13 protein-coding genes and 1 pseudogene are annotated in these 17747 nt (G+C 67.0%); 4 read left to right on the forward strand and 10 right to left on the reverse strand.

What is annotated here, in order from left to right; all coding sequences use genetic code 11:
* A partial coding sequence (locus AX681_RS13755; RefSeq protein ID WP_066682399.1) for a M28 family metallopeptidase occupies window positions 1-1491 on the reverse strand: 1491 nt, incomplete at its 3' end.
* 114 nt (window positions 1492-1605) lie between these two features.
* Between AX681_RS13755 and pepN the strand changes: the two genes are divergently transcribed.
* Complete coding sequence (gene pepN / locus AX681_RS13760; protein ID WP_066657690.1) at window positions 1606-4218, forward strand: aminopeptidase N; 2613 nt, start codon at window positions 1606-1608, stop codon at window positions 4216-4218.
* Window positions 4219-4233: 15 nt separating this feature from the next.
* On the opposite strand, the gene AX681_RS13765 is transcribed toward pepN, so the two are convergent.
* Both AX681_RS13765 and AX681_RS13770 read right to left on the reverse strand, forming a co-directional pair.
* On the reverse strand, window positions 4234-4836 hold the full coding sequence (locus AX681_RS13765) for a hypothetical protein (RefSeq protein WP_156442624.1): 603 nt from the start codon (window positions 4834-4836) through the stop codon (window positions 4234-4236).
* A 110-nt stretch (window positions 4837-4946) separates the two neighbouring features.
* A complete protein-coding gene (locus AX681_RS13770; protein WP_066657686.1) occupies window positions 4947-6572 on the reverse strand; it encodes an alkaline phosphatase D family protein in 1626 nt (541 codons plus the stop codon).
* A gap of 112 nt (window positions 6573-6684) precedes the next feature.
* Here AX681_RS13770 and AX681_RS13775 point away from each other — a divergent pair, with 112 nt between their 5' ends.
* Together AX681_RS13775 and AX681_RS13780 are read left to right on the forward strand one after the other, a co-directional pair.
* On the forward strand, window positions 6685-8340 hold the full coding sequence (locus AX681_RS13775; protein WP_066657684.1) for a dipeptidyl-peptidase 3 family protein: 1656 nt from the start codon (window positions 6685-6687) through the stop codon (window positions 8338-8340).
* 86 nt (window positions 8341-8426) lie between these two features.
* Window positions 8427-9962 carry an ArnT family glycosyltransferase gene (locus tag AX681_RS13780; RefSeq protein ID WP_066657682.1) on the forward strand — a complete coding sequence of 512 codons (1536 nt, stop codon included), beginning with the start codon at window positions 8427-8429 and terminating at the stop codon, window positions 9960-9962.
* Here AX681_RS13780 and AX681_RS13785 read toward each other — a convergent pair.
* The 3 genes from AX681_RS13785 to AX681_RS13795 are packed head-to-tail and all read right to left on the reverse strand — an operon-like array spanning window position 9952 to window position 12602.
* Window positions 9952-11133 carry a glycosyltransferase gene (locus tag AX681_RS13785; protein WP_066657676.1) on the reverse strand — a complete coding sequence of 394 codons (1182 nt, stop codon included), beginning with the start codon at window positions 11131-11133 and terminating at the stop codon, window positions 9952-9954. The two genes, AX681_RS13780 and AX681_RS13785, sit on opposite strands and share 11 nt — an antisense overlap.
* A gap of 6 nt (window positions 11134-11139) precedes the next feature.
* Window positions 11140-11676 (reverse strand): DUF2141 domain-containing protein, encoded by a 537-nt coding sequence (locus AX681_RS13790; RefSeq protein ID WP_066657673.1) that lies wholly within the window; start codon window positions 11674-11676, stop codon window positions 11140-11142.
* Window positions 11673-12602 carry a hypothetical protein gene (locus tag AX681_RS13795; protein ID WP_156442623.1) on the reverse strand — a complete coding sequence of 310 codons (930 nt, stop codon included), beginning with the start codon at window positions 12600-12602 and terminating at the stop codon, window positions 11673-11675. Before AX681_RS13795 ends, AX681_RS13790 begins: the two co-directional genes overlap by 4 nt.
* Window positions 12603-12774: 172 nt before the next feature.
* On the opposite strand from AX681_RS13795, the gene AX681_RS13800 reads away from it, so the two are divergent.
* Window positions 12775-13866: a glycosyltransferase gene (locus tag AX681_RS13800; protein WP_066657668.1), complete on the forward strand. Its 1092-nt coding sequence runs from the start codon at window positions 12775-12777 to the stop codon at window positions 13864-13866.
* Here the strand turns inward: AX681_RS13800 and AX681_RS13805 are convergent.
* The 4 genes and pseudogenes from AX681_RS13805 to AX681_RS22870 form a co-directional block, all read right to left on the reverse strand.
* Window positions 13851-15890, reverse strand: coding sequence for a TonB-dependent receptor (locus tag AX681_RS13805; RefSeq protein WP_066657666.1), 2040 nt, complete (start codon window positions 15888-15890; stop codon window positions 13851-13853). The genes AX681_RS13800 and AX681_RS13805 overlap by 16 nt on opposite strands.
* Window positions 15887-16531: a maleylacetoacetate isomerase gene (gene maiA / locus AX681_RS13810; RefSeq protein ID WP_156442622.1), complete on the reverse strand. Its 645-nt coding sequence runs from the start codon at window positions 16529-16531 to the stop codon at window positions 15887-15889. Before maiA ends, AX681_RS13805 begins: the two co-directional genes overlap by 4 nt.
* Window positions 16522-17628, reverse strand: coding sequence for an AI-2E family transporter (locus tag AX681_RS13815; RefSeq protein ID WP_066657657.1), 1107 nt, complete (start codon window positions 17626-17628; stop codon window positions 16522-16524). The genes maiA and AX681_RS13815 overlap by 10 nt, the downstream gene beginning before the upstream one ends.
* 4 nt (window positions 17629-17632) lie before the next feature.
* Window positions 17633-17747: pseudogene (locus AX681_RS22870) on the reverse strand (signal peptidase I); the annotation flags it as partial.

Genomic DNA, 17747 nt, shown 5'->3' on the forward strand with positions numbered 1-17747 from the left:
GCGGTCGAACGCTTCACGGCCCACGCCCGCCATGCCCGGCCACAGGAACACCGACGGAATCCCCTGCTGGACGAAGCGATAGTGATCCGAACGTACGAAGAAACCCTGTTCCGGCATCGGATCGGTGCCGACACCGACGCCGACTGTGGCGGTGGCGCGGGCGACGGTGTCGCCCAGTGTCGATCGCGCGGCGCCGAATGCGATCATGTCTTCGAACTTGTACGTGATCACCGGCATGTCGAGATTGACGTTCGCGACGATCTTGTCCTTGGGCACGGTCGGGTTGTGCGCAAAGTAATCGGCGCCGATCAGCCCCTTTTCCTCCGCTGTGACGGCCAGGAACATGACCGACCGACGCGGTGGTTTGCCCGATGCCTGGAAGAGCCTGGCTTCCTCGATCAGCGAGGCGATGCCCATCGCATTGTCCATCGCGCCGTTATAGATGGTGTCGCCCTTTGCATCCGCGCGGCCGACGCCGACATGGTCGAGATGCGCGGTCAGCACGACTACCTCGTCCTTCAGCTTGGGATCGCTGCCCGGGATGATCCCGGCGACGTTGCTGCTCATCACCATTTTGCGCTCGGTCTTGAGCGCGGCGGCGAGCGTCGCGCGCGTCGCAAAGGATTTGAGCACCGGCTTGCCGTCCGCAACCGCCTTGGTCGCGGCGACCCAGTTCTTGTCGTCACCGAACAGCTTGGCCGCGCCCGCCGTGCTCAGCGACGCCAGCGTCGGCGTGCCCTTGGCGGGCAAATGGCCATTGCCCTGCGCATCGGCCCAGGTCATCCGCCACTCGTCCCAATAATCGACCATCTGCGCGAACGGGCGGCGCGACCCCGGCGCTTCGAGCAGGATCACGCCCGCCGCACCCTTGCTCGCCGCGATCGCCGCCTTGTTGGCATTGCTGCCGAAATGCGCGCGCTCCTCGCCATCGAAATTGCCGGGCGCGCCGCCAAAGATGGCGACGATCTTCCCCTTCACATCGACGCCCTTGTAATCGTCGCGCTTATACTGGGGTGCGACGATGCCATAGCCGACGAACACCACGCCGGCGTCGATCACCGTGCTCAGCTTTTCGGGGTCGCCGCCGGGGATGTAGTCCTTGCCGAATTCCAGCGTCACCGGGGTGCCGCCGCGCGTGACGGTCAGCGTGCCCTTGTCCGCGGGGCGAAAGCTGAGCAGCGGCACGGCCTGGAGATAGCTGCCCTTGTCGCCCGCCGGACGCAGCCCGGCTGCATAATATTGCGAGGCCACATATTCCGCGGCGATGTCATATTCGGGCGTCCCGGCGTCGCGGCCCTTCATCGCGTTGGACGCGAGGAACATGACATGCGCCTTCATCGCGACTTCGGCGGGCGGCAGCGGCGCATTGACGCGGGCATTGTCCTCGGCGGTCGGCGCGGCGGGGGCCTTGGCCTCCTGCGCCAGCACGGCGGGCGGCGCGATGATCAGCGAAAGGGCAAGCGTCGAATGCAACAGGCGGAACTTGGACAAGGTGTCGAACTTTCGTTTGAACCAAAGAGGGGGTGAGGCGTAGCATTCCGGCGACACACCGCAATCGAATTTCTTCGCGTGCGGCACTCCCCGCTCGCGCGTAAAGGCCCACAGATGATCGACGCACTCGACGCTACGCCCGCCCTGCAACCCCGCGTGATCCGCCGTGCGGATTATGCGCAGCCCGACTGGCTGGTGCCGGACATCGACCTCGATTTCGACTTGGCCCCGGGTGGCACCCGCGTGCGCGCGCGCCTGTCGGTGACGCGGAACGGCGCGCATGACCGTCCGCTGCGGCTCGACGGTGACGGGCTGACGGCGCTCGCGGTGCGCGTCGATGGCGGCGAAGCGACGTGGCACATGGATGGCCCGACGCTGGTGATCGACCTGCCCGGCGACGCGCATGCGGTCGAGACCGAGGTCGAGATCGTGCCCGATCGTAACAGCCAGCTGATGGGCCTTTATGCCTCGGGCGGCAATCTCTGCACTCAGTGCGAGGCGGAGGGGTTCCGCCGCATCACCTTCTTCCCCGACCGTCCCGACGTCCTCTCGCGCTACCGCGTCCGGATGACGGCGGACAAGGCGCGCTACCCCGTGCTGCTCGCCAATGGCGACCCGGTGGCGTCGGGCGAGGGCGAAGGCGGCAAGCATTGGGCCGAATGGCACGATCCCTTCCCCAAGCCGAGCTATCTGTTCGCGCTGGTCGCGGGCGATCTCGCCGCCAATCGCGCGACCTTCACCACCGCCAGCGGGCGTGAAGTCCAGCTTGCCATCTGGGTGCGCGAAAAGGATCTGCCCAAGACCGATCACGCGCTGCACGCGCTCAAGCTCAGCATGGCGTGGGACGAGCGCGTCTATGGCCGCGAGTACGACCTCGACGTATTCAACATCGTCGCGGTGGACGATTTCAACTTCGGCGCGATGGAGAATAAGGGGCTGAACATCTTCAACAGCCGCTACATCCTCGCCGACCCCGACACCGCGACCGATTACGACTATGACGCGGTCGCTGCGGTGGTCGCGCACGAATATTTTCACAACTGGTCGGGCAACCGCGTCACCTGTCGCGACTGGTTCCAGCTTTCCCTGAAGGAAGGCTTCACCGTCTATCGCGACCAGTGTTTCTCGGCCGATCAGGGCTCGGCCGCAGTCAAGCGGATCGAGGATGTCCGCGGCCTGCGCGCCGCGCAGTTCCCGGAGGATGCGGGGCCCCTGGCGCATCCGGTCCGCCCCGACGACTATATCGAGATCAGCAACTTCTACACCGCAACCATCTACAACAAGGGGGCCGAGGTGATCCGCATGATCGCCACGATCCTGGGTCCGCAGAAGTTTCGCGCGGGCAGCGACCTGTATTTCGAGCGGTTCGACGGCACCGCGGCGACGTGCGAGGATTTCGTCGCGTGCATGGAGGAGGCGAGCGGCGTCGATCTGACCCAGTTTCGTCTATGGTATTCGCAGGCTGGCACCCCGCGCGTCTCGGCCAGCCTTGAGCATGACGCGGACGGCGCGCGCGCCACGCTGACGCTGCGCCAGAGCGTGCCGCCGACGCCGGGCCAGCCGGTCAAGGCGCCGATGCTGCTGCCGCTGCGGATCAAATTGTTCGGCAGCGACAGCGCCGCCCCGCTCGCCGACGAACGGCTGGTGCTGCTCGATGCGGCCGAGACGCAGATGGCCTTCGACAACGTGACCGAGCGCCCGGTGCTGTCGGTCAATCGCGGCTTTTCGGCCCCCGTCATCGTCGACACCAACCGCAGCGCCGCCGACCTCGCCTTTCTCTCGGCGCATGACGACGATCCCTTCGCCCGGTATGAGGCGATGCAGCAGCTGATGCTCGACACCTTGGTCGGCGCGGTGACCAAGGGGCATGTCGATCACGCCCCGGTGATCGCCGCGGTAGCGAACACGCTCGCCAATCCGGCGCTCGACCCCGCCTTTGTCGCCGAAGCGGTGCTGCTGCCATCGGACAGCTTCATCGGCGATCAGCTGGCGGTGGTCGATCCCGAACTGATCTTCCAGAAGCGCGAAGCGCTGCGCCGCGACCTTGGCTGCGCGCTCGAGCCGCAGTGGCGCAGCCTGTACGAAGGCGTGCGCGCCAACCGCTTCGAATATTCCCCGGCGGGCAAGGGCGCGCGGCGGATCAAGTCGGTCGCGCTCGGCTATATCAACGCCAGTGGTGCTGCGGACGGGCCGGAACTGGCCTTCGCGCAGTTCGAGGCGGCGGACAATATGACCGACCGTCAGGGCGGACTGATGGCGCTCGCCAATCTGTCGTCAGAGGCAGCCAATGCCCGGCGCGTCGCCGCGCTCGACATTTTCTACCATCGCTACAGCGACAATAGCCTCGTCCTCGACAAATGGTTTCAGACCCAGGCGCTGTCGACCCGCCCCGACACGCTGGCGGCGGTGCAGGAACTGGCGCAGCACCCGGACTTCACCCTGGCCAACCCCAACCGCGCGCGCGCCTTGGTGGGCGCGTTCGCGGTCAATCAGCGCGCGTTCCACGGCATCGACGGCGGAGGCTATCGCTTCGTCGCCGACCAGCTGATCGCGCTCGACAAGCTGAACCCGCAGACCGCGGCAAAGCTCGTCCCCCCGCTCGGTCGTTGGCGCCGCTTCGACGCCGCGCGCGCGGCCAAGATGCGCGCCCAGCTGGAAAGGATCCTTGCCCAGCCGGGGCTGAGCAAGGACATGACCGAGCAGGTGAGCAAGAGCTTGGAGGGCTGACGCCCGCCAGCTCGGTTACCAGGTGCGGCTGGTGATCGTGGTGTTGCCCAGGAACGCCTGGATGTCACTGGTCACCAGCCGTTTGCCATTATTGCCCGGATTCGTGTCGTCGTTGCAGCTGTTGCCGTCGATCGCGATGTCGGGGTCATAGGCGATGCTGACCTCGGCCGTGCCGGCGAACTCGAACGTGTCGAACGGATCGTTCAGCACCGGCGTGGTGTGGCGCAGCATCACTGCGCCGCGCGCGGCGGTCGCGGGCAGCGGGAAGCTGCGGGTATAGACCGCGCCGGTATTGCCGTTGCGCAGCGTCAGGGTCACCGTCTGCTGGCGCGCACCCGAACGCCAGGCGGCGGGGCCAAGATTGACGACCTCGATCGTCGCCTGGATGCGGCGCTTGTCGCCACCGACCTTGGTGAGCGTGAGCGAGCGCACCGCGGGATCGACCTTGCAGGCGACCGGAACGCGCGGGGTCGGCACGGCGGTCGGCGTGACGCGGATCGCGGGCTTGTACGGCCGTTGCCCGGTGGGCAGGGTTTGTCCGGACTGCTGGGCAGCGGCGACGGTTCCGGCGAGCAGCGCGACCGCGCCGGCGGCAAGGATCATGGACGAACGATGCATGGCTTTTCCCTCCTCTGGTTGAGCAAGCCGGGAACGCCACTGGGCCTGACAGGATTAGCTTGTATCGGAGTCGAAATGAACCCCGTCTGGCCTTGACCGACAGCTTTCGTTCAGCCGGTCATCACGTTGCGTCCGCGCACCACGGTGGCGCTATGCCCGATCCGCGCGGTCTTGTTCGGCGTCAGCACGGTATCGACGAACATCCAGTCGTTGCGCACGCTGTTCGGCGTGACCGTCACCGCCATGTAGCCGCGGTTCGACGTGTCGCACCACTTCAGCTCGGGATTGGCGCCGACCAGGGCGCGGGCCACAACCTTGGGATCGATCTTGAGCGATCCTTCGTAACCGGGCGAGCTGACCGACTGGCCGGCGAATTCGACCCCGGCGGGCTTGCCGTCCTGCGCCAGATCATAGGCCCAGGCATTGTGGCTGTCTCCGGCCAGGACGATCAGGTTCGCGCCCATGTCCTGTGCCGAGGACAGGAAGCGCGCGCGCGCGGCGGGATAGCCGCCCCAATTGTCGAAATTCATCGGCAGCCCGGCGGCGCTGAGCGCGACCCCCGCCTGCACATAGCGCTTGGACCGTTCCGGCGCGTCGGGGGCGAGCCATTCGGTCGCCTGGCGCGGGGTCATCGTCTTGCCCATGATCGTGCCGAAGCCGACCATCTGCCAGCGCGTGCCGGCCTTGACCGAGCGTGCCATTTCGGCGGCCAGCCAGGCTTCCTGCTCCCAGCCCATCATCGTCATCGCCTTGTCCTGCCACGGCCCGTCGCGGAACGCGGCGATCGCGGCGGGGGAGTCGGGTGCCATGAACAATGCGGCGGCTTCGGGCGGCCGCGTGCGGCCGATCAGGCGGGTCTCGGTCCGGAACAAGGTCGCCAGCGATCCGATCGCATAGGCCTTCCACGGCTCGTCCGACACCGGCATCCATTCACGCCACGCCTGGAACGCTGCTGCCTTGCGGATGGCCCAGTCGCCCTCGTTCGCCTGGTGATTCTGCGCGCCGCCTTCCCAGCTGTCATTGGTCGATTCATGGTCGTCCCACGACACGATCATCGGCTTGGCCGCATGCAGCGCGGCTAGGTCCGGGTCGGCGCGATAGCTGGCATAGCGCAGGCGATAATCGGCGAGGTGGATGATCTCCCCCTCGGGCAGCGGCCAGCGTCCGCCGACGGCGCCCGATGCGGGCGCATAACCGCCCTTCTGATATTCATAGATATAGTCGCCGAGATGAACGGCGAGGTCGATGTCCTCGCGCGCCGCCGCATGGCCATAGGCGTTGAAATAGCCATAGGGCAGGTTGGAGCAGGAGAAGACCGCGATCCCGAAGCGCGCGGCATTGCCGGCGGGCAGCGTCTTGGTCCGCCCGACCGGTGAGAAGCTGCCGTCCGGTGCAACGAAGCGGTAGAAATAGCGCGTCCCGGGCTGCAGGCCGGTCACCGTGATCTTGGTCGTCCAGTCGCGCCACGGGCCGGTGATCGCCGCGCCGCCCGCGACGACCTTGGCGAAATCCGCGCTCGCCGACACCTCGACCCGCAGCTTGGCTGAATCGCCCTTGGCGACATAGCGCGTCCAGAGCAGCATCGACGTCGCCGACGGCTCGCCGCTGGCGACATTGTGGGTGAAGCCGTCGGCGATCCAGTTGGGGCCCTGCGCGGCAAAGCCGGGGATCGCATAGGCACCGAGGCCAAGCGTGCCGGTGAGGATCAGCGAGCGGCGGTCGATGCGAAAGGTCATGGCGGGTCTCCCGTGGATGCCTGTCCCTTGGCGCGCGTCCATGTCCGGTTCGTGACAGTTCATGTTGGTGGGTCTAGACCATCGATCAACTGATCGTATCCGGAGAGACCTTATGCGCCGACTCGCGCTTGCCGCCCTGCTCCTCGCCACCACCGCCTGTGGCGGCGCGCCCGACGGCAACCAGACTGCGGCGCAGGGCGAAGGCTATGACCTCGCCGCGCAAAAGGCGAAGCTGGCGGTGATCCAGATGCAGACCGACACCAGCTTCCTCACCGATGAGGAGCGGCAGGTGGTCAATCTGCTGATCCGGGCGTCGAACGTCATGTCGACCATCTACCGCGCGCAGCGGGACGCCAATTGGCAACAGACCCGCGCCGCAATCGCCAAGGAAGGCGACGCGCTCAAGCTGGAGATGTATGACCGCTATTTCGGCCCGTGGGACGAACTTGCCGACAAGCGCGCATTCTGGGGCAGCGGGTCGATGCCCGAAGGCGCGGGCTTTTACCCGACCGACCTGACGCGCGAGGCGTTCGACGCCTATCTCGGCGCCAATCCGGGCGAGAAGGCGGCGCTGACCAGCCCCTATACGGTGGTGGTGCGCGACGGGGCCAAGCTCAAGGCGATCCCCTATTCGGTCGCGTACAAGCCGCAACTGACCAAGGCGGCAAGGTTGCTCAACGAAGCCGCGGCGATCACCACCAATCCCAGCCTCAAGAAATTCCTGTCGCTCCGCGCCAAGGCGTTCCTGACCGACGATTATTACGAGTCGGAACTGGCGTGGATGGACCTCAAGGACACCCCGATCGAAGTCGCGATCGGGCCGTACGAAGTCTATACCGACCGGCTCCATGGCCAGAAGACCGCGTTCGAAAGCTTCGTGACGCTCAAGGACCCCAAGGAGTCCGCCGCGCTCGACAAGTACAAGCGCTATCTGCGCGACATGGAGGCGAACCTGCCGGTCGAGGACGGCATGAAGAACTTCCAGCGCGGGTTCGAGTCGCCGATCGCGGTGGCCGAACAGATTCGCGGCGGCGGTGACAATGTGCCGGGCGTTCAGACGATCGCCTTCAACCTGCCCAATGACGAGCGCGTGCGCGAGGCGAAGGGCGCGAAGAAGGTGATCCTGTCCAACGTGCTCGGCGCGAAATATGACCGCATCCTCGCGCCCATGGCCCCGCTGGTGCTGGTCCCCGACCAGTCCAAGCTGGTGGTGAAGAAGTACATGCAGCTCGGCACGCTGTTCCATGAGCTATCGCACAGCCTGGGGCCGGGGACGATCACCGTGGTGGGCAAGAAGACCACGGTCAGCGAAGCGCTGAAGGATCAGGCTTCGGCGATCGAAGAGGCCAAGGCCGATGTGATGGGCGCGTGGAATATCCTGTTCATGATGGACAAGGGCGAGATTCCTGCGGCGGAAAAGCCGCAGCTGTTCGCCACCTATCTCGCCGGGACGTTCCGCTCGATGCGCTTCGGGATCGAGGAGGCGCACGGGCGCGGTGCGGCGATGCAATATGGCTATATGAAAGCAAAGGGCGCGTTCGTCTGGGACGAGAGCACCGGGCGCTACCGGATCGACAACGCGAAGTTCGAAATCGCGCTGCGTGATCTGCTGCGCGACATGATCGTGTTGCAGCACAATGGCGATTATGCCGGGACCAAGGCGTTCATGGCGAAATGGGCGGTGCTCGACGCGCCGGCGAAGCGCGTGATCGCGTCGATGTCGGCGATCCCGGTCGATATCCGCCCGGTCTACCCCGACGCGGTGTAGCGCTCAGCCGCCCGCCTCTTGTCAGGCGGGTGGCAATCGGGGAGGGGCAAGCGCCGCCGGTCGCGGCAGGTCGGGAAAGGTTCAGGGTGGCGGTCAGCCAGGTTTCGCGCGCGGCGACCGCGCCGGGGGGGTTCATGCAGTCGGACCGGATGGTGCTGGCGCTGCTCGTGCTGCTCGCGGTCGCGGCGCGCTTCGTCACCTATGGCAATCCGGCGCTGGGCTTTGACGAGCAATTCTATCTGCTGGTCGGCGACCGTATGGTCCAGAGCGAGCTGCCCTATGTCGATATCTTCGACCGCAAGCCGATCGGCATTTTCCTGATCTATGCCGGCGTCCGCTGGCTCGGCGGGGAGGGGTTCGTTCAGTACAAGTTGGTTGCCACGCTGTTCGTGATCGCGACGGCGTGGCTGATCTACCTGCTCGCGCGCCAGCGGGCCGAGCGCTTGGGCGCGGGCCTTGCCGCTGCGCTCTACATCCTCTGGCTCAACCTGATGGAGGGAGAGGGCGGGCAGACGCCGGTCTTCTACAATCTGCTGGTGATCGGCGCGGCGTGGCAGCTGTTCGCGGCGATGCGCGCGCCCGAGCGGCTGGTCCCACGCGGCGCGCTCGCGTTGCTGCTGATCGGTCTCGCGCTCCAGATCAAATATACCGTGGTGTTCGAAGGCATGTTTTTCGGCCTGGCCTTTTTGTGGCTGGCATGGACGCAGCGCATGGCCTGGGGCCGGTTCGTCGCCTTTTCCGGCGCGATGGTCGCGCTGGCGCTGCTCCCGACCGCGCTGGTCTTGCTCTATTACTGGGGTGTGGGAGCGGCCGATGCCTTCATCTTCGCCAATTTCATCTCCAACGCGCATAAGGACAACGGATCATCCCTCGTCCAGCTGCTCAAGTTGATCGAGCTGGGTGCGCTAATTCTGCCGCTGGGCGCGGTGGCGATCGCGGGTCACCGCGCGATACGGAATCAGATGGTCCGACGCGATGCGCAAATGGCACGCCTCTGGCTGGTCGTAGCGGTGCTGGGCGTGCTGCTCTACTGGCGCTTCAGCGCTCCGCATTACGCGATCCCGTTGCTCGCCCCGCTATGTGTGCTGCTGGCGCCGGCACTGGATGCAAGGCCCCGATTGGGTATCGCAATCGCCGCACTGGCGCTGATCGCAGGACAGATCTTGCAGATTCAGCTGGCCGCGATGAAGGGTGGCGACACCGCGATGCGCGCGGTCGCTGCGGCGGCAAAGCCGGATCGCGGCGTCATCTTTGTCTATAACGGCTATCCCGGCCTGTACCTGCTGACCGGGTCGCAGCTGCCGTCGCGCTGGTCGTTTCCGGGGCATCTGAATACGCAGGATGAGAATAATCCGCGCGCGCTCGGGGTCGATCCGCTGGTCGAGACGCAACGGATTCTCGACGCGAACCCGGACGCGATCGTCGATACCTTTCCGGCTTATGCGCTGGGCAACCGGGAAACCCGTGCGCTGCTGCATCGGGTCATCGCAGAGCGCTATCGCCCGGTGCTGTGCGTGGCAACGCGCGACCGCACGCGCGTGATCTATCGCCGCAAGCGCGAAGCCTGGCCGGTCGATCTCAGCGCCTGCCGCCCGGAGGTGTTCGTGCCTGTCAAACCCTGACGCCGCGCGGCGGCTCGGCCAGCCAGCGCGAATAAAGCTCGACCAAGGCGATCGCATGATCGCGATCGGACAGCACTTCCCCCGCCGCCTGCCGCGCCGCGGCGCGCAGCGCCACCGGATCACGCGCGAACAGCCGCTGGATCGCATCGGCGCAGGAACGTGCGTCGCGCGCGCGATAGGTTTCGGCAAAGGCGGGGTCCGCCACCTCGGCACAGCCACCTTCGTCCGGCACGATCAGTGGCAGCCCGCTCGCCAGCGCCTCGCTCGCCACCAGCCCGAACGGCTCCTGATCCGACCCGTGGATGAAGGCGTCGGCACTGGCGAGGATGCGGCTGAACCGGTCGCGGTCATAGACCGGGCGGAACAGGCGGATATGGCGGTTGCCGCCGATCTGCCGCTCCAGCGCCTCGCTCTGCGGCCCCTGACCCAGCAGCATCAGCCCGACCGGCACCTCCGCGCCCGCCGCCTGCACCGCGTCGATCACCAGCGGCCAGCGTTTTTCCTTGTGGTGGCGGCCCAGGCCGATCAGCAAATGCCCCTCGGGCGGCAGGTCGAGCTGCGCCAGCATCGATGCGCGCAGCGCTTCGTCGCGCAGGCTGGGCGAGAAATGGTTGCGGTCGATCCCCAGTGGCATCGCGGCATCGACTCGCAGCCCGCGCGCACGATAGCGCTTGGCCAGTGCCGGACCATTGGTCACGAACGCATCATATTTGCCCAGGAACTTGTCCATATAGCGGGTGTACCAGCCGAAAATCCGCTCGATCCGCTCGGGACTGGCAAGGCCCTCCAGCCAGCGGTGCGGATAGGCACCCATATTGTCGTTATGCGCGAAGAAGATCTTCAGTGCGTCGCCCTGCCAGTCGCCGATGAACCAGGCGGGGCGCCAGGGCGAGCTGTTCTCCACGACGTCCGGCTTGATCTGGTCGAGCAGTCTTGTGACCGCTTCCGGTTCGTTGAACAGCCAGTAATTGCGGTCGAGGATCAGCGGGGGCGATTTGACCCAATAGATGCGCCCGCCATCCGCGCGATCCTCGATCCGGTCCTCATGGAACGGCGCGATGACGATCAGCTCATGGCCAAGCTCCGCCATGATCCGGACCTTGCGGTCGAGATAGGTGCGGACGCCGCCGCCGGTCGGCGAATAATATTCGTTGACGTCGACGATCCGCACCGGTGTTCAGCTTCCGCTGGGTGAAAAGCCGGACAGGCCCCGCACATATTGCAGCTTGATCGTGATCGGCGTGGTGGTCGCGCCGACCGTGACGATCCCATCGGCCAGCTTGGGCTTGCTGCGCCCCAGCTTGCGGTTGCTGGGCACGCCGGCCCCATCCTTCCAGATGTTGAACTTGTTCGCGCCATCGCGGTCATGGGTCAGGAACAGCGCATAGCGGCCCGGGCGCGGCGCCTTGATGCACAATATGATGTTGCCCGACTTGGGCGTGGGGGCAAAGCTGCGGTGGAACAGCTTCCCTTCCTTCACCAGCACATGGTCGTCGCGCAGATAATCGCCCTCGACTGCGGGGTAGAGTTCCAGCTTGAGCCGCCCGGTGCGGTCCTTGATCCCCTGCACATTGACGCGCAGCGCGGGCACGTCGCCCGCGGCGCACGCGGCGGCATCCTCACCGATCGCGGCCTGCGCCGATGCGGAATTGGGCCATGCGACCGCAGCGATCAGGGCGAGCGAAAGCGGGGCAACGAAACGGGGGATGGTCATAGGTCCTTCCTAAACAAACCAAGCAGGCCGAATCCTGCGATCAGGATAGCATGGAACAGCAAAGTGAGCGCTGCCATGAACGACAGCATCTCGCTCAGCGCGTCACCGCGTCCGATCAGCAAAATGGCAAAGCTGGCAAAGACAATATCCTGGCTGGGGATCAGCGGCAGGCGTGAGACCAGCATGCGCGCTGCGGCCAGCAGGACCCAGGTGCCAAAGCCCACGCCCGGCAGCGCCACGGCCCACGCCACCGCGATCAACAGCGAGTCGACGAGCAGGCGCGCGACATGGATTCCAAATACCTGCCACAGCTCCTTGCGGCCCAGCGAAAAGACCCGGCGCGACAGGAGCAGGAAGGGCAGCGACATGCCCAGCACCACGGCGGCCGAGATCACTCCGGTCTTGAACTGGGCGGGCGTCAGCATCTCCGTCGCCAGCGGCAGCGCGATGGCGACCAGCAGCAACGTGATCGCATTGCCCGCCAGCGCCGACAGGATCGACACGTCCTTCACCGCGCCGAACGGTGCCGCCACCATCTTGGTCCGTTGCCGCGCCCAGGCGTAGAAATAGGCCTCGCCCGAATAGCCGAGCACGACGTCGTTCGCGATCCGCTTGCGGTTGAGCGCGATCATCCCCGACCAGGGGATAGTCCACAGGCGGCGATAGATGATGAAGTCGAAGGTCGGTCCGACCATGTAGCGCAGGACGAAGATCAGGTAGAACAGCCAGCTCGCCGGCGCGGTCCGCGTCAGCCCCGCCAGTCCTTGGTCCAGCAGCTCATGGCCGATCCCGACCACCATCAGGACCGACAGCACCGCACCGAGCCAGGTCGGCCAGCGCCGCCGGATCTTGGCAATGGGCTCGAGCTCGACGAGTTCCGCGACGACCGGTTTGGGCGCGGCTCCGGGAAGCGTATCGGTCGTCAAGGGTTGCGCTCCTGGCGGTTCCACATCAGCCAATCAGGCAACCCCTGCTCATACCCCGTTGAAGGTGTGACATGTCTCGGAAAGGCGGCCGCTATGCAAGTGGGGGGCGCAATGGCCCGAGATTATGGTTTCAACGCGGGGTGATTTGGGCTTTAACAAGGCACGCTGCAAGATGTCCCAACCAAATCACACCGCAACCCATATTCTGAGCTTCGCCCAGACCCTGAAAGGGGGCGGGGTGGAGCGTGCCATGATGCGCATGGCGAACGGCTGGGCCGAGGCGGGGCGGCGCGTGACGCTGGTGATCGGCGATGCGCGCGGCGCGCTGGCGCATGAAATTCCGCCCAATGTCGACGTACGCGAGCTGGGCGACGCGCGGTATCGTGCCATGTTCGGCATCGCCGACATCGTGCGGGAGGTGCGGCCCGACGCGATCTTCTGCCCCGGCAACCATTATACGGCGGCGGCATTCTGGCTGAAGCGCCGATTGGGCAAGGCATGTCCGCCGATGGCGGCGCAGGTGTCCAACACCTTGATCCGCCCCGATCTGCCGCGCGCCGTCGGCCTTGGCTATGGACTGTGGCTGCGCATGCACCCCTCGTTTCTGGATGCCGTGGTGGCAATGACCCCGGCGACCGGGGAAGAAGCGGTGCGGGAGATGGGCATCGATCCGGCGCGCGTCGTGGTTATCCCCAACCCGCCAGCTGTGCCGATCCCCGGCGCGCCGCTGCCGCCGATGCCGGACGGGCGCTTCATCCTCGGCGTCGGGCGGCTGGCCCCGCAGAAGCGCTGGGAGCGGCTGATCGCCGCGATGCCGCGCCTGTCTGACCCCGACGTCAAGCTGCTGATCCTGGGCGAAGGCGAGGAGCGGGGACAGCTCGAACGGCTGGTCGAACATCTCGGTCTGGCCGATCGCGTATCGATGCCCGGCCACGCGCCCGACCCGCTGCCAGTGATCGCCCGCGCCGATGTCGTCGCGTTGACGTCCGAATTCGAAGGCGTGCCGGGGGTGGTGCGCGAAGCGCTCGCCGCCGGCACCCCGATCGTCGCGACCGATTCGAGCGTGGCCATCCATGAACTGATCAACAGCGCCTCGCGCGGCTCGGTCGTCCCGCCGGGCGATCGCGCGCGGCTGGTCGGTGCGCTCAACCACTGGCTGATGCCCGGACGGCAACGGCCCGAACCTTTGGTCGAGGACGGACCGGAACCGATCGCGGCGTATCTCGACCTGTTCGACCGCCTCGTCGCTCAGCGCGGACGGTAACTGAAGCCGATCCATAGCGTGCGCGGGCTCGCGCGTTCGACCACCCCGGTGCCGCTTACGCCGGTTTCGATCCGCGCATCGGTGAGGTTTTCACCACGCGCTTCGATCGCAAAGCCGTTCGCCACCGGCACGCGAATCACCGCGTCGAACGTGAGTGCATCGGCCAGTGCGCGTATGTTGAGATCGTCCTCGAATTGCGCCGCGACATAGCGCGCAGTCGCCGAAACGCTCAGCCGCTCGCCGCTATAGCCTAGATGCGCTGAGACCTGATGCGGCGCAGTCTGCGCGGGACTCCGTCCGTTTAGCGACGCGGCGCTCCCCGACGCCTCGACCCGCGCATCGGTATAGGCCCAGGACGCACCCGCGCGCCACGGCCCGGCCTGCCACGTCAGATCGGCCTCAATCCCGCGCGACTCGATCGCGTCCAGATTCTGCCGCACGCGATACACGCCGCCCGCCGCGACGAACCCGACGCCGGGAAACGTCCCCGGCCCGTTGCCCAGCGTGACGTTGCCGATGGCGTTGTCGAGCCGGTTGAGAAACGCGGTAGTGCGCAGCGTCAGACCGGTGGCAGGGGTCAGGTCGACGCCGACCTCCACCCCGCGCAGCCGCTCTGGCGCAAGCTGCGGGTTCGCCGCCGTCGCATCAGCCCCGGCGCGGAACGGGCGGTAGAGTTCGTTGAGCGTCGGCAAGCGCCAGCCGCTATAGGCCGCGCCACGCAATGCGATGGTGTCGCTGGCGCGCAGTGCTGCCGCCAGCCTTGCGCTGCCCTCCCACCCGGCGCGGTCCGGCGCGCGGCTGTCGGTCAGCGGTGCGCCCCCGCTCAGCAGCGCTTCGAACAGGCGCCCGTCGCGGATCGTCCAGCGATCGGCGCGCCCGCCCGCCGTCAGCGTCAGCGCGCCGCGCTCCAGGCTCAGATCGGCGAACAGTCCGGCGGTGCTGCTCTCGCCCCCCGCCACACGGCGGCGCGTCGGGGCACCCGCGACGAAGCTGTAGAGTTCGTTGGTCCGCCCGCTCACCATGCGCAGATCGCCGCCGGTGCGCAGCGTCCATCCGCTGCCCAGCGGCGGTTCGATCTCGATGCGAAGGCCAGTGCCGGTCGCCGGCACATGCTGGTCTAGCGTCGGGCTCGCCGCGCTGCGCGTCGCATTCACGCTGGCAAAGCCGGTCGCGAAATCGCGGTGCTGGAGCCAGCCGGTCGCCGCCCAGCGCCACGCGCCCGTGCCGATCAGGCGCAGGCTGGCATCCGCGCCACGGCTGTTCACGGGCGTGAAGTCGGTCCCGCGATCGCGCTGGTCGGAAAAGGCCGACAGGTTCGCCTGCAGCTCGATCCCGGCGGTCAGCGGCGCGACCCCGCGCAGCGCGATCCCCGCCTGTTCATAGGGCGCCGCGCGATCCGCCACGCCGCGCTGCCCCTCCACGATCGGAGCGAACCCGTCGCCGCGTGCGAACTGCACCGCCGCCGTCACCTCGCCCGCGCTGAGGCGCGCGCCGCCGGTCGCGACCAGATCGACCGAGTCGCGGCTGCCGTAAAAGCCGGTGAGGGCCATCGGCCCAAGCGTGCGGGCATCGGCGCTGAACAGCTCGACCGTCCCGGCGAGCGCCCCCGCGCCGTGATAGCCGCTGCCCCCGCCACGCGTCACGCGCACCCGCGCCAGCCGCTGTGGCAACGTCGCGGGAAAGGGGACCCAGCCGCCGAACGGATCGGCCTGCGGCACCCCATCGAGCAGCAGCAGCGCCCGGCTCGACGCATTGCCGCCCAGCCCACGCAGGCTGATCCCCTGTGCGGTCGGGTGCGACGAGCGCGAATCGGCGCGGCGGAACTGCGCCACCCCGGCGACATCGCGCAGCACGTCCTCCAGTCGTCCGCTGGCGCTGTCGGTCAGGCGTTCGCGGTCGATCTCGACCGTCGCCAGCGCAGCCTCGCCAGACGGCGCGTCGAGCCCCTGTCCGACGATCACGATCTCCTGCGCGGCGACTGGCAAGGGCAGGGTGAGGAGGAGCAGCGCGGCCGCGCCCCTCATGCCGGCTTGGCCCGCTCGGGGCTGGCGGCGGCAAAGGCCTCGAGCGCGCAGGCGGCGGCATCGGCGGCGAGCAAGGTGGGGAAGGCACCGAGCGGCGTGTCGAACCGCCGCGCATTGTACAGTTGCGGCACCAGCAGCACATCGGCGATTCCCGGCGCGGTTCCGCCCAGAAACGGCCCATCGCCCGCATTCGCCGCCGCCAGCGCTTCGAGCGCGGTCAGCCCCTCGACTATCCAGTGGCGATACCAGTCGCCCTTCGCCGCCTCATCCGCATCGAACCGCGACTCGAGCGCGCGCAGCACGCGGAGATTGTTGAGCGGGTGGATATCGGCCGCGATCACCAGCGCCTGCGCCATCGCATCGGCGCGCGCAATCGGGTCGGCGGGGATCAGCCGCGGCTCGGGATAGGTCGCGTCGAGCCACTCGATGATCGCCAGGCTCTGCGTCAGGATGCGGCCATTGCCAATGTCGAGCGCGGGGACGAAGCCCTGCGGGTTGCGCGCGAGATGTGCGTCGCTGCGCTGGGCACCCTGCACCAGATGCACCTCGTGCCGCTCATACGCCACGCCCTTGAGGTTGAGCGCGATGCGCACGCGATACGCCGCACTCGAGCGGAAATAATCGTACAGAATCACGTCAATTCACCCTGAGTCCCAGTCGCATCATCCGCGCCATAGCCGGCTTCGATCGCCTGTTCCGACCGCCGCTCCAGCGCCACCTTGATCATCGCCACGATCGGATCGGCGAGCGCGAGGCCGAGAAAGCCGAACAAGGTGCTCATCAGTATTTGCGACGACACCGTCAGCGCCGGCGGCATGTCGACCGTGCGTTTGGCGACCAGTGGCAGCAGCACATAGCCGTCGAACGTCTGCACACCGAAATAGATCGCGATCGCCCACAGCCCCTCGCTCTGCCCTGCGCTGAAGCCGACCGCGACCATCAGCACGCCCGAGATGAACGCTCCGATATTGGGGATGAAGGCGAGCATGCCGGTGAGGATGCCGAGCAGCAGCGCCATCGGCACGCCCGCGATCGACAGCAGGATCCAGGTGACGATCCCCTCGAACACCATGCCCAACAGCCGCCCGGCGAGGAGCACGCGCATCGTCCGCGCCATCCGTGCCAGCGTGATCGCGAACTGGTCGCGCGACGCCATCGGCACCATCCATTGCATCCCGCGCTCATAGATGCGCGGCTCCATCGCCACGAACAGGCCGATGACGAGGATGAGGAAGAAGCTGCCGATCGCCCCGATTGCGCCGCCGATGAAGGACGTCAGCCGTCCGACCGATCCCAGCGCTTCCTTGGCCAGCCCGCTCAGGTCGGACGCTTGCGGCATCAGGCCCAAGTCGCTCAGCCATCCGCTGATCCGCATCGCCTGCGTCTCCAGCGTGATGCGCAGCTGTTCGGCCTGCGCGACGATCTCGACCCCGGTCAGGTAGATGACGCCGCCGATGAAGGCGATGACGCCGATCACCACGATGGTCAGAGCGAGGCCACGCGGGATCGGCACCGCGCGCCGGATCAGCCGCGTCCCGCCGTCCAGCATCGACGCGACCACCAGCCCGGCAAAGATCAGCAGCAGCGGCTGGATCAGCAATACGACCAGCGCGGCGGCGGCGGCGAGGCCGAACCACACCGATGCGCGGCGCATCTCCGCGCGCATCACCGGATCGCGCATCTCGTTCGGGCCGGGCGTCTGGGTGACCCTCACATCCTCGTCGGCGGCGCTCGCCATCGCGTTAGGTTGCCGGTCGGTCGGGATGCAGCGACGTGCCCGCCCGTCCGGACCGGAACGATCCGAACCAGCTGAGCGGGTTCCAGCTGGCGCTGCCGTCGAGGCTAAAGGTGATGAAC

Source organism: Sphingomonas sp. CCH9-E2 (assembly GCF_001557215.1).
Lineage (GTDB): Bacteria > Pseudomonadota > Alphaproteobacteria > Sphingomonadales > Sphingomonadaceae > Sphingomonas.